Genomic DNA, 22,427 nt, shown 5'->3' on the forward strand with positions numbered 1-22,427 from the left:
CCGGCCAACGGTAGCGGAGGGGGGTGCCGGACCGGAGGGCCTGACGGCTCGGGGGTGCGGGTGGTTCGTCCGGGGTGGGGGTGGGGGTGGGGGTGGTTTCTTTGGGTGCGGGTGGTGCCCGTGGTGCCGTGGCGCCCGTGGTGCCGATGGTGCGAGTGGCGCGGGTGGTGCCGGTGGGTGCGGTCGCCGTAGGCCCTGCGGTCTCGTGCTCCTTGCCGTCCTGCGGCCTCGTTGTGGGCCGAAGTGGTGGGGTGCGGTTGTGGGGTGGGGGGAAGCGATACCGTCGGGGGAGCACGCGTCAACCCCGGAGGGGCTTCGTGGGGATTGAGAGCGACAAGGTCGTCTACGAGTATCTGAGCCGGGTCGGTGACCTGGCCCAGCAGCGACAGTTGCCGTCCGCGACCCGTATGCGCCTGGTGTCGGAGCTGCGGGACGAGATCGACCGGCGCCGGGCGAAGGCGCCGGTGGACAGCCCGGCCGCCGTCCGCCGCATCATCGCCCGCCTCGGCACCCCCGACGACATCGTCACCGCGGCGGGCGGCCCCGGCGAGACGCCGGAGGAGCGGGTCGCCGTGCCCGTGCAGCGGGTGACCGGCGACCACGACACGGACGAGCGCGACGAGCGGCCCAAGGGGCTCACCGGCGGCTTCCGCAAGGTCGTGCCCCGGCCGCGTCCCGCCGAACCGGCGCCCCGCGCGTCCCTGGAGGGCGCCGCCCCGCCGCACCTCGCCCCGCTGCACGAACTGGGCGACGGCGACGCGCAGCCCGACTGGTGGCGCGTCGGCGGCGGCGGTGGCCCCGGCGGCGTGGACATCGGGTTCGGGATCGGGGACGCGGTGCCGGGGTTCGTCGGCGGCGTGGAGATCCCCGAACTGCTGAAACCGCCGCCCGCGAAGGACGACGGGAAGACGGCGGGAGCCGTGGCGCCGCCCGCCGTGGAGAAGGCGGCAGTGGGCGCCGGCGGTGCGGCCGTGGAGACGGCGGCCGGGGACGTCCCCACGGGCCGGCGGCGGCCCCGACTGCCCCGGCTGCGGCCGGCCGGCGGCGGGTGGAGCAACCCCCTGTTGCTGCTGGCCGCCGTGCTGTTGGTCGCGGGAGCGGTCATGGGGAGCCTCGTGCCGCTGGGCCTCGGCTGGCTGATCGCCTACCTGTCACGGAGGTTGACGCCCGCGGAGTCCAAGTGGGCGGTGCTGGGCGTGCCGGGCGTGGTGGCCGCCGGGGGCATCGTCTGGCTGTGGGGACGCAGCGACGGGCGGTGGGGCGACCCCATCGCGCGCGGCGAGATGAACGTCGCGCTCACGGAGACGTGGCCGTGGGTCCTGCGCATGGCCGCGATCTGCTCCGCGTTGTACCTGCTCTGGCGGTCCCAACGGCCCCGCGCCTAGCAGCTCGGGGGCGCGCTGTCTGCTGGGCGGGTGCGGGTGGTTCGTGGTTCCCCGCGCGGTTCCCGCGCGGGGAACCGCGCGACAAGCCCCCACCCACCCGCACCCGCCCCGCACCCCGCCAACGAACCCCCCACCCCCCACAATGGGCGCATGGCTCCCCTGACCGTCGGCTTCGACCTGGACATGACGTTGATCGACTCCCGCCCCGGAATCCGCGCCTGCTACGAGGCGTTGGCGGCGCGGATCGGGACGTACATCGACGCGGATCTGGCGATCACGCGGCTGGGCCCGCCGCTCGTGGAGGAGCTGGCCCACTGGTTCCCCGCGGAGGACGTCCCCGCCATGGCGACGCTCTACCGCGAGATGTACCCGGCGATCGCCATAGCCGCGGCGCCCGCGATGCCCGGCGCGCGGGAGGCGATCGCCGCGGTCCGCGCGGCCGGCGGGCGGGCCGTCGTGGTCACCGCGAAGTACGAGCCGAACGCCAAGCTGCACATCGAGCACCTCGGCATGGAACCGGACGCCGTCATCGGTGACCTGTGGGCGGAGGCCAAGGCGGGGGCGCTGCGCGAGCACGGCGCGAGCGTGTACGTCGGCGACCACGTCGGGGACGTCCGCGGCGCGCGCACCGCCGAGGCGTACTCCGTCGCCGTGGCCACCGGCCCGTGCGACGAGCGGGAGCTGCGTGAGGCGGGCGCGGACGTCGTCCTCGCGGACCTGACGGCCTTCCCCGCGTGGCTGGCGGCCCGCACCCGCCGCTGACCGTCAGCCGGTGTGCGACCGTGCCTTCCTGCGACCCGCCGCCGCGGACTGGAGGACACCCGCGCCCGCAATGAGAAAACCGACCCCCATGAGCATGCTCAAACCGAACATGTAGGTGGGAAATGGTTTCGTGTCGAGGAACAGCGGGGCGACGGTGACCAGTGTGGCCACGGCGCCGACGAAGAACACGATGACGCCGGCACGGATCAGCCGGTCACCGGGTTCGGCGGAATTCGGTTGGGTTTTGTCACGCACCGGACCAGGGTAGTTCCCAGCGCGAGGGAACCGTCGGGCGACGTCTTGTCACCCGCCCCCAGACCATTAGCCTGGGTACCGGCGGGTCCCGGCGGCCCGCTGTAGTGCTATCCAGAGCAGTTTCCGCACACCGAGAACACTTTTCAGACGCAGTTTCCGACGAGTACGAGGACGAGGACAGACGTGCCTACCGGCAAGGTCAAATGGTTCAACAGTGAGAAGGGCTTCGGCTTTCTCTCCCGTGACGACGGCGGTGACGTCTTCGTCCACTCCTCCGTACTGCCGACCGGTGTGGACAGCCTGAAGCCGGGCCAGCGCGTCGAGTTCGGAGTCGTCGCCGGTCAGCGCGGCGACCAGGCGCTCTCCGTGACGATCCTGGAGCCGGCCCCCTCGGTGGCCGCCGCCCAGCGCAAGAAGCCGGACGAACTGGCCTCCATCGTGCAGGACCTGACGACCCTGCTGGAGAACATCACGCCGATGCTGGAGCGGGGCCGCTACCCCGACCGCGCGGCCGGCAAGAAGATCGCCGGCCTGCTGCGGGCGGTGGCCGATCAGTTGGACGTCTGACCCCTGCCGCCGACGGCGGTTACGGGAAGTCGAGCGCGTGCGGGCCGAGGGGCGGTACCAGTCCCTCGGCCGCCGCGCGTGTGAGCAGGCCGCGGATCGCCGCGTAGCCGTCCTCGCCCAGGTCCGCCGTGAACTCGTTGACGTACAGGCCGATGTGCTGGTCGGCGACGGCGGGGTCCATCTCCTGCGCGTGTTCCAGGACGTACGGGCGGGACGCGTCGGGGTCGTCCCAGGCGGCGTGGACGGACGCGCGGACCGTGTCCGCGAGGCGGCGCAGCGTCTCCTCGCCGAGCGAGCGCTTCGCGATGATCGCGCCGAGCGGGATCGGCAGTCCCGTCGTCGACTCCCAGTGCTCGCCCATGTCGGCGAGCTTGTGCAGACCGTAGTTCCGGTAGGTGAAGCGGGCCTCGTGGATGACGAGTCCGGCGTCGACCTTCCCGTCCCGCACCGCCGGCATGATCTCGTGGAACGGCATGACGACGATCTCGCCGACCCCGCCGGGCAGCGTGTCCGCCGCCCAGAGGCGGAACAGCAGGTACGCCGTCGACCGCTCGCTCGGCACGGCGACCGTACGGCCGGTCAGTCCCCCACTGCCGAAAGCGTGGGAGGTGCCCCCAGTGCCCGGCTCCCGCGTCAGCACCAGCGGCCCGCAGCCCCGGCCCAGCGCGCCGCCGCACGGCAGCAGGGCGTACGTGTCGAGGACGTACGGCAGGACCGCGTACGACACCTTCAGCACGTCCAGGTCGTCGCCGCGCTCGGCCATGCCGTTGGTGATGTCGATGTCCGCGAACGTGACGTCCAGCGCGGGGGCGCCGGGGATGCGGCCGTGCGCCCACGCGTCGAAGACGAACGTGTCGTTGGGACAGGGCGAGTAGGCGATGCGCACGGTGTCGGCGGCCCGCTCAGTGCTCCTGCCGCTCACCTCGCCCGTGCCGCTCGGGCCGCTCATGTCACTCGTGCTGTCCATGTGGCTCATCCGGCTCATGTGGGTTCCAACTCTCCAGGACGGGCGTCAGCTTCCCGAAGCCCTCGGTGAGGGCGGTGAGCGCGTCCCCGATGCGCCAGGCCGCACGGTCGCGGGGGCCGACGGGGTTGGAGACGGCGCGCAGTTCCAGGACGGGGGTGGTGTGCGCGGCGGCGGCCTCGGCGACGCCGAAGCCCTCCATCGCCTCCGCCAGCGCGTCCGGGTGCCGGGTGCGCAGGTCCGCGGCGCGCTCGGCGCTGCCGGTGACCGTGGAGACGGTGACCACGGTGCCGGTGAGGGCCCCGGTCGCCTCGGCGGCCGCGCGCACCAGCGCCCTCGGCGGGCGGTGGGTGACCGTGCCGAACCCGAGATCGGTGACCGGGACGAAGCCGGCCGGGGTCTCGGCGCCCAGGTCCGCGGCCGTGATCGCCTCGGCCAGCACCAGGGACCCGAGCGGTGCCCCCGGCTGGAAACCGCCCGCGATGCCCGCCGACACCACCAGGTCGTACGGCGCCCCGCCGAGCACGCCCGCGGTCAGCGCGGCGCCGGTGGAGGCGGCGGCGAGCGCGGGCCCCACACCGGCGGCGAGGAGGTCGTACACGGGGCCCGTGGCGGAGTGCCGGTGGAGGACCGCCGCCGGCAGGGGCACCTCCGTGAACGGCCCCGGGAACGCGCGCGCCACCGCGTCCCGTTCGACGGGGACCGCGGTGGCTACGAGGATGCGCATGGGCGGCGTACGCGGATCAGGCGTCCGGGTTCTCGAACTTGAAGTTCCAGACGCCCTTGTACTCGGTCGAGCCCTTCTTCTGCTCGACGACGCTGATCGTCAGCGACTTCTGGGCGGTCTGACCGGGCTGGGTGGCGAAGAGATCGGCGTTCTGGAAGGCCCAGTACGTCTTCTTGAACGTGTCGGTGGCGGGCTCGCCGTTGATCCACAGGGCCCAGCCGGTCTCCGCGATCTCCGGGTCGACACCGATGCGCAGGGTCTCGCCCTGGGGCACGTCGATCGACTTCGACGGCTTCTCCTTGGCGCACTTCGTGGCCTGCTCGGCGCTGAGGGTCTCGTAGCACTCGGCCTCGGTGCTCACCGAGTCGGTGCCGAATGTCACGGTGGCCATCGGCGTCGGCTTGTCGCAGGCAGACAGCACGAGGAGTCCGGCGGAAACAGCGCCGAGAGTGGCTGCGGCGCGACGGGAACGCTGGGAGGTCATGGGCGAAGGCTATCTGGCATGTCCAGGGGTGCCCCTACGTGGGGTACGGCGTGCCGGGCCGGGCGGTGTCGCGGGGCTCCCGTTCCGCCCCGGTCACGCCACCTTGGCGCGGGGCGCGCCGCCGTGCCGGGCGGAGGAGAGGAGGCCGCGGACCGTGGTGAGCCAGCCGAGGGCGACGATCCCGGCGGCCACGGCCATGCCGAGCGTGCCGACGAGGGGCAGGGCGATCCCGATGCCGCCGCCGACCACCCACGACATCTGCAGCAGCGTCTCGGAGCGGGCGAACGCGGAGGTCCGGACGGCCTCGGGTACGTCCCGCTGGATCAGGGCGTCCAGGGCCAGCTTCGACAGGGCCTGCGAGAGGCCGGCGAACGCGGCGAGGCAGGCGATGAAGAAGGCGCTGAAGAACACGACCGCCAGCACGGCGACGGCCAGTTCCACCGCGACGACGGTCACGATGATCAGCTCCGGTGCCCGTGACTTCAGCCACGCGCCCACGGCGGTGCCGAGCGCGTTCCCCGTGCCGGCCGCGACGGCCACCATGCCGAGGGAGACGGCCGCGCTCTGCCCGTGGAGGGGGTGCTCACGCAGCAGGAACGCCAGGAAGAAGATCAGGAAGCCGGAGAGGCAGCGCAGCGACGCGTTGGCGGCGAGGGCGTGGGTGACGGCCGGGCCGACCGTGCGCAGGTTCGGCCGCTTCAGCGTCTTCGCGCGGTGCGGGCCGTGCAGATGCTCCGGGTCCGCGGCGAGCAGCGCGGTGTCCTCGCCCTTCGCGGAGTCGACCTTGGGTGGCAGCGTGAACGACAGGAACGTCCCGGCGATGAAGATCGCGCACGCGCCGTACAGCGGGAAACGCGGTCCGAGGGCCTGGAGGCCGGCGCCGATCGGCGCGGCGACCCCGGTGGCGAGCAGGCCGCACAGGGTGACCCGCGAGTTGGCTTTGACCAGGGAGAACGCCGGTGGGAGGAGGCGGGGGACGATGGCGCTTCTGACCACCCCGTACGCCTTCGACGCGACGAGGACGCCGAGCGCGGCGGGGTACAGCTCGATGCCGCCGGTCTCCACGGCGCCGACCAGTACGAGCGCGAGGAACGCCCGCGCCAGCATCGCGCCGGCCATCGCGGCGCGGCGGCCGTGCGGGAGGCGGTCCAGGAGGGGGCCGACGACGGGGGCGAGGAGGGCGAAGGGGGCGAGGGTGATGGCGAGGTAGAGAGCGACCCGGCCGCGGGCCTCGTCGGTGGGGACGGAGAAGAAGACGGTGGAGGCGAGGGAGACGGTGATCATCACGTCGCCGGCGCCGTTCACCCCGTGCAGTTCGATGAGTTTGCCGAGACCGGACTCGCCGGCGCCGTGGGCGTGGGTGGCCTTGCGGATGCCGCGGGCGGGGGCGGTCACCGGGCGGTGGAGGGCGCGGGTCAGCGAGCGGACGGCTCCGGTCAGTCGACCTGAACCGCCGCGGGTTCCGCTCCGCTCGGCGCCGGTCACCTCGTCATAGTGCCCCGAGATGGGGGGCCGTAGTGCGGTTACCGCTCGGATGGCGGTGAACGGGGGTGGGGGGCGCCCGGTAGCTCGGGGGTGCGGATTCGTCGGCGGGTGCGGGTTCGTCGTGGTTGTTCGCGCAGTTCGCCGCGCCCGTGAAGGCTTGGGCCCGCGGCCCGGCCTTCGTCCTGATGACCAGCCCCACCAGCCCGCACGTGTTCGGTTCACGCCAACGCCGGGGCCTCTGATCCGCCCCCCGGAACGCACCCCGGTCCAAGTCCAGCGCAGCGGAACCGTAACGTCGGTGTGGGCGCCGGGCGCTGGAGAAGGTAGCGTGCATAGCGCGCCCGCGGCGGTTGTTCTCGGCCGCGCGCCTGAAGTTCATCCCGCAGAATGGATGACATAGGTGCGCCCGAGTGCGATCGGGCGCGGACGTCGACGCGGCCCTCCGGTCCGCTCCGTCCGCACCCCCCGTCGAGGGAGGCGCACTCGTGAGACGGCGTAGGAGAGAAGCGATACCTGTGAGCGCAGCGACAACGCGAAGCCGCACCCCCGACCGCTTGTGCGCCGAGGCCGTCGACCTCGCCCGCGCCGCCGCCGAGGAGGCGGCCGCGCCCGGTGTGGTGGGGGAGCACGCGGGACTCGTGTCCGAGGGCGACCGCGTTGTCACGCACTTCTTCGAGTGCAAGGAGATGGGCTACCGCGGCTGGCGCTGGGCCGTCACCGTCGCCCGCGCCTCCCGCGCGAAGATCGTCACCCTCGACGAGGTCGTCCTGCTGCCCGGTCCCGACGCGTTGCTCGCGCCGGAGTGGGTGCCGTGGAGCGAGCGGCTCCGGCCCGGCGACATGGGTCCCGGTGATCTGCTGCCCACCGACGCGGAGGACCTGAGGCTGGAGCCCGGGTACTCCGGCGAGGACGAGCCGCCGCCGAACTCCGCGGTCTCCGAGGACATGGCCGAGCTGGTGGAGGCGGAGGACGCGGAGGTCGCGGGCGGTGTCCCGGCGAACCTGCCGATCGCGCCGAGCCGTGGTTCCATCGCCGCCGTCGCCGAGGAACTGGGCCTGCGCCGGGCCCGCGTGCTGTCCCGGTACGGGCTGCACACGGCCGCGGACCGCTGGGAGGAAGGGTTCGGGGCGAAGACCGCGATGGCCCAGGCCGCGCCCGCGTCCTGTGTCAGCTGCGGGTTCCTCATGCCGATCGGGGGGTCGCTCGGGCAGGCGTTCGGGGTGTGCGCGAACGAGTTCGCGCCGGCGGACGGGCGGGTCGTGTCGCTGACGTACGGGTGCGGGGGGCACTCCGAGGCGGCGGTCATGCCGAAGCCGCCGCAGCCGGCTCCGCCGCGGCTCGACGAGACCAGGGTCGACCCCTTCCCGCTGCGGCCGTCGCCGGACTCCGGGTCGGTGCCGGTGGACGCGGACGCCGAGGCGGATCTCGGTCACTCGTGACGTTGGCTGTGGTGTGAGGGGCGCCCAGTAGCTCGGGGGCCACTGTTGTAGGGCGACTGCGGGTGCGTTGTGGTTTCTCGCGCGGTTCCCCGCGCCCCTGGAAAAGCAGGGGGCTGCGCCCCCGTGCTTTTCAGATGAAGGCGGGCCGCAGACCCTGCCTTCAGGGGCGCGGGGCGGTGACATATGCGGCTCCGCCGCGTGGGCGCGACCAGCCCCCACTCACCCGCACCCGCCGACGCACCCGGCCCCCTCTCCCCCGAGGCGCCCCGGCGCAAGCCGGCGCAGCGACGCGGTACGTTCGTGCTCACGGCGACATGGAAGGTGAACCGTGAGCAAGTTCGTGCGGCCGGCGGCCGAGGGTGCGGATCCGTTCGGGACGGCGCGGCTGCGGCGCGGGGTGCTGGACGCCTGGGCGACCAGTCCGGCGAGGTTCCGCGAGGACGCCAACGCCGAGGAGGACCTCGCCCTCGGCGGGTACCGGGACCGGCTCGTCGTCGAGCTGGCGCAGAACGCCGCCGACGCGGCGGCCAGGGCCAAGGTGCCGGGACGGCTGCGGCTCACCCTCCGCGACGGCGTCCTCGTCGCCGCCAACACCGGCGCCCCGCTCGACGCGGCCGGCGTCGAGTCGCTGTCCACGCTGCGCGCGTCCGCGAAACGGGAGGGCCACGACCAGGCGGTCGGCCGGTTCGGCGTCGGGTTCGCCGCCGTCCTCGCCGTCACCGACGAGCCCGCCGTCGTCGGCCGGCACGGCGGTATCCGCTGGTCGCTGGCGGAGGCCCGGCTGCTCGCCGCCGACACCGCCCGGCACAGCCCCGGACTCGGCGACGAGATCCGCCGCCGCGAGGGGCACGTACCGCTGCTGCGGCTGCCGTTCGCGGCCGAGGGCTCCGCGCCGGAGACGTACGACACCGTCGTCATCCTGCCGCTGCGCGACGCCGCCGCCGGGGATCTCGCCGAGCGGCTGCTGAACGCCGTCGACGACGCCCTGCTCCTCGCCCTGCCCGGCCTGGAGGAGGTCGTCATCGAGAACGGTGACGCCCCTCCGCGCACCGTGCGACGGCGCGAGGAGGGGGCGTACGTCGTCATCGATGACTCGAGGGACGGTGTCACGCGCTGGCGCACGACCGCCGAGCACGGCGCGATCGAGGCCGCGCTGCTCGCCGACCGGCCCGTGGAGGAGCGGCTGCGGCCCCACTGGTCCGTGACGTGGGCGGTGCCGACCGGGCCCGACGGCGCGCCGGTCCGTCCCCGTACCAGCCCCGTGGTGCACGCGCCGACGCCCAGCGACGAGGCCCTCGGTGTGCCCGCGCTGCTCATCGCCTCGTTCCCGCTGGACACGACCCGGCGGCACGCCGCGCCCGGGCCGCTCACCGACTTCCTCGTCCAGCGCGCGGCCGACGCGTACACCGAACTCCTCGCCGCCTGGCAGCCGGTGACCGAGCAGATCATCGACCTCGTGCCCGGCCCGCTCGGCAAGGGCGAGCTGGACGGGGCGCTGCGCCAGGCGATCCTGGAGCGGCTGCCGCGCACCGCGTTCCTGCCGCGCGCGCTGCCGCCCGCGGACGACGACGAGCTGCCCGAGGCGATCCGGCCACGCGACGCCGAGGTCGTCGAGGGCGCCGGCGTCGAGACGGTGCGGGTCCTCGCCGAGGTGCTGCCCTGTCTGCTGCCCGCCGGGCTCGAACGGCGCGCGGAGCTGCGCACGCTCGGGGTCGCGCGCCTCCCGCTGGGCGACACCATCGACCGGCTCGCCGGTCTGGAGAAGGCGCCCGACTGGTGGCGGCGGCTCTACGACAGCCTCGCGGGCGTCGACCCGGACCGCCTGTCGGGGCTTCCGGTGCCGCTCGCGGACGGCCGTACGACGATCGGGCCGCGCCAGGTGCTGCTGCCCACCCCGGACGGCCCGCAGACGGCCCCCGAGACCCTCGCCCGGCTCGGTCTGAAGGTCGCCCACCCGGACGCCGCGCACCCGCTCCTGGAGAAGCTGGGCGCCCTGCCCGCGACCCCGCGCGCCGTGCTCACCACCCCGCAGGTGCGGGCCGCCGTGGCCGCCTCGTTGGACGACGACGGCATGGCGTGGGACGACGAGGACGGCCGCCCGGACGCCGACGAGCTCGCGGAGCTGGTCCTCACCCTCGTCCGCGACGCCGCCCTCGACCCCGGCGACGAGCCCTGGCTGGGCGCCCTCGCCCTGCCCGACGAGGACGGCGAGCTGTCGCCCGCCGGTGAACTCGTCCTGCCCGGCAGCGCGTTCGCCCGGATCATGCGCGAGGACGAACTGGCCTTCGTGGACGCCGAGCTGGCCGAACGGTGGGGCGAGCAGCCGCTGGCGGCGTGCGGTGTCCTCGCCGACTTCGCCCTCGTCCGCGCCACCGACGTCGTCCTCGACCCCGACGAACTGGAGCCGCGCGACGGGGACTTCGCCGAGCCCGACGACGCCGGTCTGCTGGACGCCGTCGACGTGTGGTGCGAGGACATCCTCGACCGGTTCCCGGACAGTCCCGTCCCCCCGGTCGCCACCGAGATCGTCGCCGTGCGCGACCTGGACCTCGTCGACGAGGACCGCTGGCCCGAGGCGCTCACCCTGCTCGCCCGGCCGCCGCTGCGGGACGCGCTCGTGCAGCCGGTGCGGATCCTGCTGCCCGACGGCACGCACGAGGTCGTCCGCCCGTACACGGCGTGGTGGCTGCGCGGCCACCCCGTCCTCGACGGCCGCCGCCCCGCCGGTCTCCTCACGTCCGGCGGCGACCCGCTCCTGCGGGGCCTGTACGACGAGGCCGACGCCACCGGCTTCGACGACGAGCAGGTCCTGCGGGCGCTGGGCGTGCGCACGTCGGTCGCCGCGCTGCTCGACGAGCCGGGCGGCGCCGCCGAGCTGCTGGACCGCCTCGCCGACCCGGAGCGGGACGTCACGGCCGCGCAACTGCACGGCCTGTACGGCGCGCTGGCCGACCTCGACCCAGAACAGGTCACACTGCCCGACGAGTTGCGGGCCGTGGTGGACGGGGAGGTGACGGTCGTGGACGCCGCCGACGCGGTCGTCGTCGACTCGCCCGACCTGCTTCCCTTCACCTCCGGTGTGCCGCTGCTGCCCGTACGGCCGTCCCGTGCGGCGGAGTTGGCCGAGCTGTTCCAGGTGCGGCGGCTCAGCGAGTCGGTGACGGGCGAGGTGGACTCCGAGGGCACGGAGCACGACGTACCGGACTCGGTGCGGGTGCTGCTCGGGCCGGCCACCCCCGCGACCTATGTCGAGCACGAGGAACTCGTCGTCGACGGGGTCGAGTTGGACTGGCGCCGGACCAGGGACGGCGTTCTGCACGCCGCGACCCTGGAGGGCGTGGCGGCGGGGCTCGCGTGGGCGGCGGGTCAGTGGCCGCGCCGCTTCGAGGTCGCGGCGCTGCTCGAAGACCCGTCCAGGACGGAGGAGTTGGCCCGCGACCGCTGGTTCGACTGACCGGGCCGGGACGGTCGGACGGGTCCGTCCCGGTTGTCACGCCTTGGTGCCCCTGTGGTCGAGGATGCGGATGTGACGTGCGCAACATCTCCGAAACTCATTCGCATCTCGTACAACTATTCGCCACACTCATGGATCTGATCACCCGAGCCGACCGGCTTCCCGTGAGCCGCGGGGGTCCCCTGAACCCCCGGAGTCTCCCGAAGCCCTCGGGCTCTCAGACCGACAAACGGATCCCGCGCGACACTGACCTGCCGCGAGATCCCTTCCACGTGGGGAATACATTGCACAAGCGTGCCACTCTGGGCATCGTCATCGGCGCCCTGGCCCTGACCGCGTTCGCCGCCCCGGCCGCACAGGCCGACGAGAAGATCGGCAACATCAAGGTCTCCAACTTCGTCATCAACGGCGGCAAGCCCGTCGTCGTCGGCGCCACGGGCAAGAAGACGGTCAAGCTGTCCTTCTCCGTCACCGACAACTCCGGTGCGTGGCGTGCCGCCGCGCAGCTGTACCACGGCGGGAGCCTGGAGACCGCGGACAGCGCGGCGGCCTCCGGCAGTACCTGGATCAAGTGCAAGAAGGTCAGCTCCACGAAGTCGACCTGCTCGGCGAACTACACCTTCGAGGCCGGCGGCAACGCGGTCAACAAGGTCGCCGGCACCTGGAAGACCTGGGTGATCGCCCAGGCCAAGGACACCAACTACATCCAGAAGGACAACGCCAAGTCCTTCAAGGTGCAGCGTGCCACGCAGCTCCAGGGCGCGGACGTCGCCCCGGAGCCGGTCGCCAAGGGCGAGACGGTCACCGTCACCAGCAAGCTGACCCGCGCCAACTGGGACGCCGGCACGAACGCCGCGTACGGCAACCAGTCGGTGACGCTCCAGTTCAAGGCGGCGGGCGCGTCCGCCTACAAGAACGTCAAGACGGTCAAGACGTCCGCCACGGGCGACCTGTCCACCACCGTCAAGGCGACCGTCGACGGCACGTACCGCTACGTCTTCGCGGGCAGCTCGGGCACGGCGGCGGCGACGGCCGTGGGCGACACGCTCGACGTGAAGTAAGCGGCAGGAACCAAGCAAGCGGCAGCAACCCACCGCTGCACGGTCAGCGGTGACAGGCCCCTGGACACGGGCCCCCGAACGGCCGGCGAACCCGCCGGCCACCTGGGGGCCCCGCTCCGGGGGCTTCGTCATGCGGTGGCCGCGCTACGCGGGGAAGCGGTGGTCCACCCATCGCCACAGGAACTCCAGGGCCGCCGCCGAGCCCGCCGCGATCCCGACCGCCGTCCACGGCATCGTCGTGCCGACCAGGCGGAGCGCGAAGAAGTCCTGGAGCCAGGGGACGGCCAGGACCAGCAGGAAGGCGCCGCCCATCGCCGCCACCAGGCCCAGGCGCCACCAGGTGTACGGGCGGGCGATGATCGCCAGCACCCACATCGAGATCAGGAAGAGGGTCAGCGTCGCCGCGCTCGTCTCCGCCTCCAACGCGCCCTCACCCGCGTAGTAGTGCCGGGCGATGAGATACGTGGCGAACGTGGCCAGCGCCGCCAGTACCCCGCCGGGGACGGCGTAGCGCATGACGCGGCGGACGAAGTGGGGTCGCGCCCGCTCCTTGTTGGGGGCCAGCGCCAGGAAGAACGCCGGGACGCCGATCGTCAGCGTGGAGAGCAGGGTGAGGTGGCGGGGCAGGAAGGGGTACTCCACCTGCCAGCACACCACCAGGGCGGCCAGCAGCACCGAGTACACCGTCTTCACCAGGAACAGGGTCGCCACCCGCGTGATGTTGCCGATCACCCGGCGGCCCTCCGCCACCACCGACGGCAGCGTCGCGAAGCTGTTGTTCAGCAGCACGATCTGGGCGACCGCCCGCGTCGCCTCCGAGCCCGACCCCATCGACACCCCGATGTCGGCGTCCTTGAGGGCCAGCACGTCGTTCACCCCGTCGCCGGTCATCGCCACCGTGTGGCCCCGCGCCTGGAGGGCGCCCACCATGTCCCGCTTCTGCCGCGGGGTGACCCGGCCGAAGACGGTGCCCCCGTCCAGCGCCTCGCCCATCGCGTCCCGCTCGGCGGGCAGGCGGCGCGCGTCGACCACCTCCCCCGTCAGACCCAGCTTCCCGGCCACCGCGCCGACCGACACCGCGTTGTCACCGGAGATGACCTTCGCCCGGACGTTCTGCTCGTCGAAGTAGCGCAGGGTGTCGGCGGCGTCGGGCCGCAGCCGCTGTTCGAGGACGACGAGGGCCGTGGGGCGCGCGTCCCGCGCCACCTCCGGGTCGTCGAGGTCGCGAGTCACCCGTACCAGCAGCAGGACCCGTAGCCCCTTCTCGTTCAACTGCTCGGTCTCGGCGAGCGCCGGGTCGTCGTCGGGGAGGAGGACGTCGGGCGCGCCGAGCAGCCAGGTGCTGGACTGGCCGTCGCCCTCGCTGAAGCGGGCGCCGCTGTACTTGCGGGCGGAGGAAAAGGGCAGCGCCTCGGTGCAGCGCCAGTCCTCGCTGTCGGGGTAGGCGTCGATGACGGCCTTCAGGGACGCGTTCGGGCGGGGGTCGGACTCGCCGAGCGCACCGAGCACCTTCCGGACGTACGCCTCGTCGCCGCCGTTCAGCGGGCGCAGCTCGGTGACGTCCATGCCGCCCTCGGTCAGCGTGCCCGTCTTGTCCAGGCACACGGTGTCGACGCGGGCGAGGCCCTCGATGGCCGGCAGCTCCTGCACCAGGCACTGTTTGCGGCCGAGGCGGATCACCCCGATCGCGAAGGCGACGGAGGTGAGGAGGACCAGTCCCTCCGGGACCATGGGGACGATGCCGCCGACCGTGCGGGCGACGGAGTCCTTGAAGTCGTTCTCCTTCACGATCAGCTGGCTGACGATCAGGCCGATCGCGGTCGGGACCATCATCCACGTCACGTACTTGAGGATCGTGGAGATACCGGAGCGCAGCTCCGAGTGGACGAGGGTGAAGCGGCTCGCCTCCTCCGCCAGCTGCGCCGCGTACGCCTCCCGGCCCACCTTCGTCGCGGTGAACGCCCCGCCGCCCGCGACCACGAAGCTGCCGGACATCACCGGGTCGCCGGGGTGTTTGACGACCGGGTCGGCCTCCCCGGTGAGCAGCGACTCGTCGATCTCCAGGCCGTCCGTCTCGACACACTCGCCATCCACGACGATCTTGTCGCCGGGGCCGATCTCGAGCAGGTCCCCGAGGACGATCTCGGAGGTGCCGACCACCGCCGCGACCCCGTCCCTGCGCACCGTCGGCTTCGCCTCGCCGATCAGCGCGAGCGAGTCCAGGGTCTTCTTCGCCCGCCACTCCTGGACGATGCCGATGCCGGTGTTGGCGAGGATCACGAAGCCGAACAGGCTGTCCTGGATCGGCGCGACGCACAGCATGATCAGCCAGAGGACGCCGATGATCGCGTTGAACCGGGTGAAGACGTTCGCGCGGACGATGTCCACCAGGGAGCGGCTGCTCCGTACGGGGACGTCGTTCACCTCGCCGCGGGCCACTCGCTCGGCCACCTCGGCGGCGGTCAGGCCGCGCGCCCGCCCCGTGACCGGGGCGGTGGTGGGGTGCACAGGATCGAGGTCGGTGCCCGCGTCGATGTGCGTCATGCCTTCGACGGTACGTGCGGACTTGGGGGTTCACCCGCCGAGTCCGCCAAAGTCCGACCAGGGGAGGAGGGGCGGGCGCGGGGCTGGTTCCGGGGTCGCACGGGCTGCCCGTAGAACCTCAAGGGGTCCCCGACTCCACGAACCTCAGGGAGTCTCCGACTCCACGAACCTCCACGAACCTCAGGGAGTCTCCGACCCCACGAACCTCCACGAGCCTCAGGGAGTCTCCGACTCCACCGGCTTCGCGGGCTCGGCCGCCGCCGTTCCGTCCACGGGGGCCCCGGCGGCAGCCTCCGCGTCCTCCGCGGCCTTTCGGGCCGCGTCCCTCTTGATCGCCGTGTCCCGCTTCCTGACGTACCAGATGCCGATCAGGCCGAGCCCGGCGCCGGCGAGGCAGGTCCACACCCACCAGGTGTGTCCGTGGTCCTCGTACCAGCCGTAGAACGGGACCTGGGCGACGAAGAGGACGAACCACAGGATCGTGCCGCCGATGATGGTCGGCACCACGGGGCCCTCCAGGGGCTCCGGCGCCTCGTGCTTGGGGGTCCACTTCGCCATGCGCACAGCTTACGAGCACTACCGGCGCGGCCCTTCCGGGGCCGGGGGAACCGCGGCGCCCCAAGGGTCTACGCGCGGAGATGGAGTTTGGCGCATCATATGTTCATACTGAAACGGTTTCTGATTGGCCACTTCTGTTCGTAGAAAACTCCAACAGCCGGGGGGACCTGTTGGGGATGAGGTTCCGCATGTCCCCGCAGGGCACTCTCGACCGCTACTTCAGGATCTCGGAGCGCGGCAGCACGCTGTCGCGGGAGATCCGGGGCGGGTTCGCCACCTTCTTCGCGATGGCCTACATCATCGTGCTGAACCCGATCATCCTGAGCAGCGCGAAGGACATGTACGGGCATCAGCTGGACTACGGCCAGCTGGTCACCGCGACCGCGATCACCGCCGCGTTCACCACCCTCCTCATGGGTGTCATCGGCAATGTGCCGATCGCGCTGGCGGCGGGTCTCGGCGTCAACACGGTCGTCGCGCTCCAGCTCGCGCCGCGCATGTCGTGGCCGGACGCCATGGGCATGGTCGTCCTCGCCGGGTTCGTGGTGATGCTGCTGGTGGCGACGGGGCTGCGGGAGCGCGTCATGAACGCCGTGCCGCTGGGTCTGCGCAAGGGCATCTCCATCGGTATCGGTTTGTTCATCATGCTGATCGGGCTCGTGGACTCCGGTTTCGTCACCCGGATCCCGGACGTCGCCAAGACCACCGTCCCGCTCCAGCTGGGCGCGACCGGTCACCTCAACGGCTGGCCCGTCCTCGTCTTCGTGCTCGGCGCGCTGCTGACGCTGGCGCTGATCGTGCGCAAGGTGCCGGGCGCGATCCTGATCTCGATCGTCGCCATGACCCTGCTCGCCGTGATCATCGAGTCGGTCGCCAAGCTGCCCGCCGGTTCCTGGGGCCTCACCACCCCGAAGTGGCCGGGCAACCCCGTCGCGAGCCCCGACTTCGGGCTGCTCGGCGAGGTCAGCCTCTTCGGTGGCTTCGGCAAGGTCGGGATGCTCACCGGCATCCTCTTCGTCTTCACGGTGCTGCTGTCGTGCTTCTTCGACGCGATGGGCACGATCATGGGTGTCGGCGACGAGGCCAAGCTGACCGACGCGGACGGCCAGCTGCCCGGCATCAACAAGGTCCTCTTCGTCGACGGCATCGCGGTCGCCGCCGGCGGTGCCAGCTCCTCCTCGGCCACGACCTGCTTCGTGGAGTCCACGGCCGGTGTCGGTGAGGGCGCGCGCACCGGCTTCGCGAACGTCGTCACCGGTGCCCTCTTCGGGCTCGCGCTGTTCCTCACGCCGGTCGCCACGATGGTGCCGTCCCAGGCGGCGACCCCCGCGCTGCTCGCGGTCGGTTTCCTGATCCTCGCGGGCTCGGTCCGGGAGATCGACTGGGCCGACTACACGATCGCGGTGCCGGCCTTCGTGACGATGGTGATGATGCCGTTCACCTACTCGATCACCAACGGCATCGGCATGGGCTTCATCACCTTCGTCGTCCTGCGCCTCGCCGCCGGTCGCGGACGGGAGGTCCCGGTCGCGATGTACGTGGTCGCGGCGGTCTTCGGCTTCTACTACCTGATGCCGGCGTTGGGGCTCACGTGACGCCGTAGAACTTCTCGGTCTCCTCGACGGCGGTCCGGAACCGCTGGTCGAAGTCGTCCCTCATGAGCGTCCCGATGACATAGTCCTGGACGCTCATTCCCCTTTTCGCCGCGTGGTCCCGGAGCCGGTCGAGCAGTTCCCGGTCTATCCGCAGGCTGAGCACTGTGGTCCCCATGAGTACGAGGGTCAGACGCGATCCGGGGCCTCGTGCGGCGTTTGGCGTATTAGTCACTCGTATGAGTGAGCGCCCCGCGCGTGGCGGGTCTCACGGTTCGGTCGTGGGGTTCCGGTGGTCCTTAGCGAGAGTAATGAGTTAAGCTAAAGAACATGCCTGACCTGACCCATGGCGGCGACGAGGCCGCCGTGAACGCGCTGCGGTCCGCCGTGATGCGCCTGTCCCGCCGGTTGAAGCACCAGCGGGTCGACGAGTCGCTGAGCCCGACGGAGATGTCCGTGCTCGGCACGCTCGCCCGCTGCGGCACCGCCACACCCGGTGAGCTCGCCCGCAAGGAGCATGTGCAGCCGCCGTCGATGACCCGCATCGTCGCGCTGCTGGAGAGCAAGGGGCTGGTGAAACTGGAGCCGCACCCGGAGGACCGGCGGCAGAAGGTGGTCACCCAGACCGAGCGGGCCGAGGCGATGCTCGAGGAGAGCCGCCGCAAGCGCAACGCGTTCCTCGCGTCCCTGGTCGAGGGGCTCGACGAGGACGAGTGGGAGTCGCTCCGCGCGGCCGCGCCGGTGCTGGAGAAGCTGGCGCACCTCTGAGCGGGCGGACCGGGGCCGGCCCCGGTCGGGGGCCCCGGTCGACGGCACCGGTCCCGCGAGCGCCGGGAGCCTCCGGGCGGAGCGCGGGGGTGCCCAGCGCAGCGCGGGGGCGTCCGGGTGGAGCGCCGGGCGCCGCCGGGCGGTCACCGAGGCCGTCCGCCGCGCCGGGCGGCCGCCGGGCCGTCGCGCTGCGAAGCGATGACCGCACGCCGGGGAAGCCGCCGGTGCGCCCCGCCGGACAGCCCGTGCGCCGTCATGGGCCCCGCATGGGCGGACCCCGAAGCCAGCAGACAGAACAGGAGCAGTGAGGCTCACGCAACCGCAGGACGTACATGTGTTCAGCGCAAGGAGGCGAACCCCTTTGAGTTCGGGAACCGGAGCAGCTTCCGCCCCCGCACCGACGACCGCCCACGAGTCACCGCCGGCCCACGGCGTCCCCGAGGCCCCGCCGGATACCACCGGCTCCCCGGCCCTCGACCCGACCGCCGCCCCGGCCCCCCTCGTGCACCCCGGCTCGCCGACGCCCCCCCACTCCCGCCCCACGACCCCAACGCCCCTGGCCGAGCCCGGCGCCACGCCCCCGACGGCCGTGGTCGAGCCCGGCACCCCGACTCCGGCTCCGGTGGAGCCCCGCGCCACGGCCCCGGCTCCGGTGGAGTCCGGCGCCCCGACCGCGGCCTTGGTGGAGCCCCGGCCCACGGCCCCGGCTCCGGTGGAGCCCCGGCCCCCGGCCCCGGCTCCAGTGGAGCCCCGCGCCACGGCCCCCGCTCCTGCCCCGGTCACCGCCGCCGCCCCCGAGCCCCTCGCGGACCGCGAGCCGCCTGCCGGCGCTCCCCTTGCCGAGGCGAGCGTCCCTGCGTCACCGGCCGCCGGACAGGCCACCGACCCTGCCACCGGACCGGCCACCGGCCCCGCAACCCGACCGGCCGCCGGACCGGCCGCCGGACAGGCCACCGACCCTGCCACCGGACCGGCCACCGGACCGGCCACCGACCCCGCAACCCGACCGGCCGCCGGACCGACCGCCGGCTCCGATCCTGCAGCCGGTGCCCCCGAAGCCCCCGCCCCCCGTGAGCGTGTGTCGATGTTCCGGTCGCTGCGGGTGCGGAACTACCGGCTGTTCTTCGTCGGGCAGGTGGTGTCGAACATCGGCACCTGGATGCAACGGATCGCGCAGGACTGGCTGGTGCTCAGCCTGACCGGTTCGTCGACCGCGGTCGGCGTGACGATGGCGCTCCAGTTCCTGCCCATGCTGCTGTTCGGGCTCTACGGCGGCGTCCTCGTCGACCGGTTCCCGAAGCGGCGGCTGCTGTTCGTGACCCAGACCGCGATGGCCGTGACAGGGCTCGCGCTGGCCGCGCTGACGCTCTCCCATCAGGTCGAGGTGTGGCACGTGTACATGGCCGCCTTCGCCGTCGGCATGGCGGCCGTCGTCGACAACCCGGCCCGGCAGTCGTTCGTGTCGGAGATGGTCGGCCCCGACCAGCTGCAGAACGCGGTCAGCCTCAACTCCGCGAACTTCCAGTCGGCCCGCCTGGTCGGTCCCGCCGTCGCGGGCGTCCTGATCACCACCGTCGGCACCGGCTGGGCGTTCCTGTACAACGGCCTCTCCTTCATCGCCCCCATCACGGGCCTGCTGCTGATGCGGACCCGTGAGCTGCACCCCGCCCGCCGGGCGCCCCGGAAGAAGGGCCAGCTCCGGGAGGGCCTGCGGTACGTCGCGGGGCGCCCGGAACTGCTGTGGCCGATCGTGCTGGTCGGCTTCATCGGGACCTTCGGCTTCAACTTCCCGGTCTGGCTGTCGGCGTACGCGGACGACGTGTTCCACACCGGCGCCGGCTCGTACAGCCTCTTCAACACGCTCATGGCGGTCGGCTCCGTCGCCGGCGCCCTCCTCGCGGCCCGGCGCGGCACGGCCCGGCTGCGGGTGCTGATCGGGGGCGCCCTCGCCTTCGGCGTGCTGGAGATCGTGGCCGCGCTGGCGCCGACGTACTGGGTCTTCGCGCTGTTCATGGTCCCGCTGGGGATGTTCGGCCTCACGGTGAACGTCACCACCAACACGGCCATCCAGATGGCCACCGACCCCGTCATGCGGGGCCGGGTCATGGCCCTCTACATGATGGTCTTCCTCGGCGGCACACCGCTGGGCGCGCCGATCGCCGGCTGGGTCACCGACGTGTACGGCCCCCGGCTCGGCTTCGTCGCGGGCGGTGTCGTCTCCACGGCCGCCGCCGTCACGGTGGGCCTGGTGCTCATCAGGTCCGGCGGGATGCGGCTGTCGGTGGGCTGGCAGGGCCGGCAGCCGAGGGTGCGGTTCGTGCCGAAGCGGCCGGCGGCGGAGAAGAAGGAGCTGGTCGAGAGCTAGGAGTCCACGGGCGACCGGGGTTCGACCGGCGATCAAGGGTCCGGGAGCGCTCGCCAGGTGATCCCTTGACCTGGGAGGGTGACGGGCATGAGTGCCATGAGACTGTTCGCGGCGGTGCTGCCGCCGGCCGATGTGGTGGACGAACTCGGTGCGGCCGTGGGCCGGTTGAGGGGGCTGGCCGGTGCCGACCGGCTGCGGTGGACCGAGCCGCCCGGCTGGCACTTCACGCTCGCCTTCTACGGGGAGGTCGACGAGTCCCTCGTACCGGAGCTGTCGGAACGGCTCGCGCGGGCCGCGCACCGCGGCGAGCCGTTCCCGCTGGCCGTGGCGGGCGGCGGGCAGTTCGGTCACGGGCGGGCGCTGTGGGCGGGGGCGCGGGGCGATCTGCGCACCCTGCGGCTGCTGGCCGACCGGGCGGAGGCGGCGGGCCGCAAGGCCGGTGTCGACATGGGGCAGCACCGCCGTTACACACCGCATCTGACGGTGGCCCGCAGCCGGGAGGCGTTCGAGGTGCGGCCGTACGTGGAGGTGCTGGACGCGTTCGTGGGGCGCACCTGGACCGTCGCCGACCTGGCCCTGGTGCGGAGCAACCTGCCGGCGTCGGGGGTGCCCGGGGAGCAGCCGCGGTACGAGGCCGTGGAGCGGTGGCCGCTCGGCGCCTGAGCGTGGGGCCCGTCTCGGGCGGGCCGGAACCGGGCGGTTAGGCTCGGTGGTGTGGACCCGAAGACCCGTAACCGGATCATGGCCGGTGTGCTTGTGCTGATGTTCGTGGTGGTCGCCCTCGCGGCGGCACTGGACAAGTGACCGCGCCGACGACGCCCGAACGAGCAGCCCTGGGAGACCCCGAACCGACGCGGTGACCGAGGGCCCGCGCGAGCCGGGTGGTCCGCGCGGGCCTGAGTCCGGCCCGGTGTACGGGCGGGGCCGGGCATGAGGTTCCCGGGCCCCTGGAGGCAGCCCGTGGTTACCAGGCGAAAGCCTCCGGGCGGCCCGTGGTTACCAGGCGAAAGCCTCCGGGGACGGGCCCGGGCCCGGGAAGATCTCGTCCAGGGAAGCGAGCAGTTCCTCGCTCAGTTCCAGCTCGGCCGCCCGGATCGCGGACTCCAGTTGTGCGGCCGTGCGCGGTCCCACGATCGGGCCGGTGACGCCGGGGCGGGTCAGCAGCCAGGCCAGGGCGGCCTCGCCCGGCTCGATGCCGTGCTTGTCGAGGAGGTCCTCGTACGCCTGGATCCGGCCGCGCGCGGCCGGGTCGGCCAGGGTGTCGGCGGCGCGGCCGGAGGCGCGGCGGCCGCCCTCGGCCTCCTTCTTCAGGACCCCGCCGAGCAGTCCGCCGTGCAGCGGCGACCAGGGGATCACCCCGAGCCCGTACTCCTGGGCGGCCGGGATGACCTCCATCTCGGCGCGGCGCTCGGCCAGGTTGTAGAGGCACTGCTCGCTGACGAGGCCGATCGTGCCCGAGCGCCGGGCGGCGATCTCGTTGGCCTGGGCGATCTTGTAGCCGGGGAAATTGGAGGAGCCGACGTAGAGGATCTTGCCCTGCTGGACCAGGACGTCGACGGCCTGCCAGATCTCCTCGAAGGGGGTGGCGCGGTCGACGTGGTGGAACTGGTAGACGTCGATGTAGTCCGTCCGCAGCCGCTTCAGGCTGGCGTCGACCGCCCGCCGGATGTTCAGCGCGGACAGTTTGTCGTGGTTGGGCCAGGCGTCGCCGTCCGCCGCCATGTTGCCGTACACCTTGGTGGCGAGGACGACCTTGTCACGGCGGTCGCCGCCCTGGGCGAACCAGTCGCCGATGATCCGTTCCGTACGGCCCTTGTTCTCGCCCCAGCCGTACACGTTCGCCGTGTCGAAGAAGTTGATCCCCGCGTCCAGCGCCGCGTCCATGATCGCGTGGCTGTCCGCCTCGTCGGTCTGCGGCCCGAAGTTCATGGTGCCGAGCACCAGCCGGCTGACCCTGAGTCCCGTACGTCCGAGCTGTGTGTACTCCATGGCCCCCTAGCCAAGGCCGTGGAGTGCG

Annotated in this window: 19 protein-coding genes; 10 read left to right on the top strand and 9 right to left on the bottom strand. The window is 72.7% G+C overall.

The window, feature by feature from the left end; translation table 11 throughout:
* Positions 1-317: 317 nt before the first annotated feature.
* Positions 318-1,385, top strand: coding sequence for a hypothetical protein (locus ACZ4Z2_RS23640; RefSeq protein WP_468078631.1), 1,068 nt, complete (start codon positions 318-320; stop codon positions 1,383-1,385).
* A 150-nt stretch (positions 1,386-1,535) separates the two neighbouring features.
* Positions 1,536-2,147: an HAD family hydrolase gene (locus tag ACZ4Z2_RS23645; protein ID WP_468078632.1), complete on the top strand. Its 612-nt coding sequence runs from the start codon at positions 1,536-1,538 to the stop codon at positions 2,145-2,147.
* Positions 2,148-2,150: 3 nt separating this feature from the next.
* Here the strand turns inward: ACZ4Z2_RS23645 and ACZ4Z2_RS23650 are convergent, their stop codons facing one another.
* Positions 2,151-2,402, bottom strand: a complete 252-nt coding sequence (locus ACZ4Z2_RS23650; protein WP_468078633.1) for a hypothetical protein — start codon at positions 2,400-2,402, stop codon at positions 2,151-2,153.
* Positions 2,403-2,585: 183 nt separating this feature from the next.
* On the opposite strand from ACZ4Z2_RS23650, the gene ACZ4Z2_RS23655 reads away from it, so the two are divergent.
* Entirely contained in the window at positions 2,586-2,969 is a 384-nt protein-coding gene (locus ACZ4Z2_RS23655) for a cold-shock protein (protein WP_468078634.1), read from the top strand.
* Between the two features lie 19 nt (positions 2,970-2,988).
* Here ACZ4Z2_RS23655 and ACZ4Z2_RS23660 read toward each other — a convergent pair whose 3' ends face one another.
* From ACZ4Z2_RS23660 to ACZ4Z2_RS23675, 4 genes are all read right to left on the bottom strand, one after another.
* Entirely contained in the window at positions 2,989-3,918 is a 930-nt protein-coding gene (locus ACZ4Z2_RS23660; RefSeq protein ID WP_468078670.1) for a 1,4-dihydroxy-6-naphthoate synthase, read from the bottom strand.
* A 1-nt stretch (position 3,919) separates the two neighbouring features.
* Positions 3,920-4,660 carry a futalosine hydrolase gene (locus ACZ4Z2_RS23665; protein WP_468078635.1) on the bottom strand — a complete coding sequence of 247 codons (741 nt, stop codon included), beginning with the start codon at positions 4,658-4,660 and terminating at the stop codon, positions 3,920-3,922.
* A gap of 16 nt (positions 4,661-4,676) precedes the next feature.
* Positions 4,677-5,144 carry a hypothetical protein gene (locus ACZ4Z2_RS23670; protein ID WP_468078636.1) on the bottom strand — a complete coding sequence of 156 codons (468 nt, stop codon included), beginning with the start codon at positions 5,142-5,144 and terminating at the stop codon, positions 4,677-4,679.
* Between the two features lie 93 nt (positions 5,145-5,237).
* The gene (locus ACZ4Z2_RS23675; RefSeq protein ID WP_468078637.1) at positions 5,238-6,629 is read right to left on the bottom strand and encodes an MFS transporter; all 1,392 of its coding nucleotides are present in this window, start codon (positions 6,627-6,629) and stop codon (positions 5,238-5,240) included.
* A gap of 515 nt (positions 6,630-7,144) precedes the next feature.
* Between ACZ4Z2_RS23675 and ACZ4Z2_RS23680 the strand changes: the two genes are divergently transcribed.
* The 3 genes from ACZ4Z2_RS23680 to ACZ4Z2_RS23690 all read left to right on the top strand — a co-directional run bounded on the left by ACZ4Z2_RS23680 (position 7,145) and on the right by ACZ4Z2_RS23690 (position 12,583).
* Complete coding sequence (locus ACZ4Z2_RS23680) at positions 7,145-8,068, top strand: DUF3027 domain-containing protein (RefSeq protein WP_468078638.1); 924 nt, start codon at positions 7,145-7,147, stop codon at positions 8,066-8,068.
* Between the two features lie 328 nt (positions 8,069-8,396).
* The gene (locus ACZ4Z2_RS23685) at positions 8,397-11,522 is read left to right on the top strand and encodes a sacsin N-terminal ATP-binding-like domain-containing protein (protein ID WP_468078639.1); all 3,126 of its coding nucleotides are present in this window, start codon (positions 8,397-8,399) and stop codon (positions 11,520-11,522) included.
* A gap of 272 nt (positions 11,523-11,794) precedes the next feature.
* On the top strand, positions 11,795-12,583 hold the full coding sequence (locus ACZ4Z2_RS23690) for a calcium-binding protein (RefSeq protein WP_468078640.1): 789 nt from the start codon (positions 11,795-11,797) through the stop codon (positions 12,581-12,583).
* Positions 12,584-12,727: 144 nt separating this feature from the next.
* Here the strand turns inward: ACZ4Z2_RS23690 and ACZ4Z2_RS23695 are convergent, their stop codons facing one another.
* Together ACZ4Z2_RS23695 and ACZ4Z2_RS23700 are read right to left on the bottom strand one after the other, a co-directional pair.
* Positions 12,728-15,127, bottom strand: a complete 2,400-nt coding sequence (locus tag ACZ4Z2_RS23695) for a cation-translocating P-type ATPase (RefSeq protein ID WP_468078641.1) — start codon at positions 15,125-15,127, stop codon at positions 12,728-12,730.
* Positions 15,128-15,343: 216 nt separating this feature from the next.
* Positions 15,344-15,685: a DUF2530 domain-containing protein gene (locus tag ACZ4Z2_RS23700; protein ID WP_468078642.1), complete on the bottom strand. Its 342-nt coding sequence runs from the start codon at positions 15,683-15,685 to the stop codon at positions 15,344-15,346.
* A gap of 188 nt (positions 15,686-15,873) precedes the next feature.
* Here ACZ4Z2_RS23700 and ACZ4Z2_RS23705 point away from each other — a divergent pair, with 188 nt between their 5' ends.
* On the top strand, positions 15,874-17,280 hold the full coding sequence (locus ACZ4Z2_RS23705; protein ID WP_468078643.1) for an NCS2 family permease: 1,407 nt from the start codon (positions 15,874-15,876) through the stop codon (positions 17,278-17,280).
* Here the strand turns inward: ACZ4Z2_RS23705 and ACZ4Z2_RS23710 are convergent.
* Positions 17,273-17,455: a ribbon-helix-helix protein, CopG family gene (locus ACZ4Z2_RS23710; protein WP_468078644.1), complete on the bottom strand. Its 183-nt coding sequence runs from the start codon at positions 17,453-17,455 to the stop codon at positions 17,273-17,275. The genes ACZ4Z2_RS23705 and ACZ4Z2_RS23710 overlap by 8 nt on opposite strands.
* 152 nt (positions 17,456-17,607) lie before the next feature.
* Here ACZ4Z2_RS23710 and ACZ4Z2_RS23715 point away from each other — a divergent pair, with 152 nt between their 5' ends.
* The 3 genes from ACZ4Z2_RS23715 to thpR all read left to right on the top strand — a co-directional run bounded on the left by ACZ4Z2_RS23715 (position 17,608) and on the right by thpR (position 21,073).
* Positions 17,608-18,045: a MarR family winged helix-turn-helix transcriptional regulator gene (locus ACZ4Z2_RS23715; protein WP_468078645.1), complete on the top strand. Its 438-nt coding sequence runs from the start codon at positions 17,608-17,610 to the stop codon at positions 18,043-18,045.
* A 1,084-nt stretch (positions 18,046-19,129) separates the two neighbouring features.
* Complete coding sequence (locus tag ACZ4Z2_RS23720; RefSeq protein ID WP_468078646.1) at positions 19,130-20,410, top strand: MFS transporter; 1,281 nt, start codon at positions 19,130-19,132, stop codon at positions 20,408-20,410.
* A 96-nt stretch (positions 20,411-20,506) separates the two neighbouring features.
* Complete coding sequence (gene thpR, locus ACZ4Z2_RS23725) at positions 20,507-21,073, top strand: RNA 2',3'-cyclic phosphodiesterase (protein WP_468078671.1); 567 nt, start codon at positions 20,507-20,509, stop codon at positions 21,071-21,073.
* Between the two features lie 333 nt (positions 21,074-21,406).
* Here thpR and ACZ4Z2_RS23730 read toward each other — a convergent pair whose 3' ends face one another.
* On the bottom strand, positions 21,407-22,399 hold the full coding sequence (locus ACZ4Z2_RS23730; protein ID WP_468078647.1) for an aldo/keto reductase: 993 nt from the start codon (positions 22,397-22,399) through the stop codon (positions 21,407-21,409).
* Positions 22,400-22,427 lie beyond the last annotated feature (28 nt).

This window comes from Streptomyces sp. NPDC030183 (assembly GCF_055573455.1).

What these genes read in the sequence shown, in the direction of transcription:
- ACZ4Z2_RS23705 (WP_468078643.1), top strand. Translation starts at nt 15,874, where the DNA reads ATGTCCCCGCAGGGCACTCTCGACCGCTACTTCAGGATCTCGGAGCGC.
- ACZ4Z2_RS23665 (WP_468078635.1), bottom strand. Translation starts at nt 4,660, where the DNA reads ATGCGCATCCTCGTAGCCACCGCGGTCCCCGTCGAACGGGACGCGGTG.
- ACZ4Z2_RS23670 (WP_468078636.1), bottom strand. Translation starts at nt 5,144, where the DNA reads ATGACCTCCCAGCGTTCCCGTCGCGCCGCAGCCACTCTCGGCGCTGTT.
- ACZ4Z2_RS23660 (WP_468078670.1), bottom strand. Translation starts at nt 3,918, where the DNA reads ATGAGCGGCCCGAGCGGCACGGGCGAGGTGAGCGGCAGGAGCACTGAG.
- thpR (WP_468078671.1), top strand. Translation starts at nt 20,507, where the DNA reads ATGAGACTGTTCGCGGCGGTGCTGCCGCCGGCCGATGTGGTGGACGAA.
- ACZ4Z2_RS23710 (WP_468078644.1), bottom strand. Translation starts at nt 17,455, where the DNA reads ATGGGGACCACAGTGCTCAGCCTGCGGATAGACCGGGAACTGCTCGAC.
- ACZ4Z2_RS23715 (WP_468078645.1), top strand. Translation starts at nt 17,608, where the DNA reads ATGCCTGACCTGACCCATGGCGGCGACGAGGCCGCCGTGAACGCGCTG.
- ACZ4Z2_RS23700 (WP_468078642.1), bottom strand. Translation starts at nt 15,685, where the DNA reads ATGGCGAAGTGGACCCCCAAGCACGAGGCGCCGGAGCCCCTGGAGGGC.
- ACZ4Z2_RS23645 (WP_468078632.1), top strand. Translation starts at nt 1,536, where the DNA reads ATGGCTCCCCTGACCGTCGGCTTCGACCTGGACATGACGTTGATCGAC.
- ACZ4Z2_RS23730 (WP_468078647.1), bottom strand. Translation starts at nt 22,399, where the DNA reads ATGGAGTACACACAGCTCGGACGTACGGGACTCAGGGTCAGCCGGCTG.
- ACZ4Z2_RS23720 (WP_468078646.1), top strand. Translation starts at nt 19,130, where the DNA reads ATGTTCCGGTCGCTGCGGGTGCGGAACTACCGGCTGTTCTTCGTCGGG.
- ACZ4Z2_RS23695 (WP_468078641.1), bottom strand. Translation starts at nt 15,127, where the DNA reads ATGACGCACATCGACGCGGGCACCGACCTCGATCCTGTGCACCCCACC.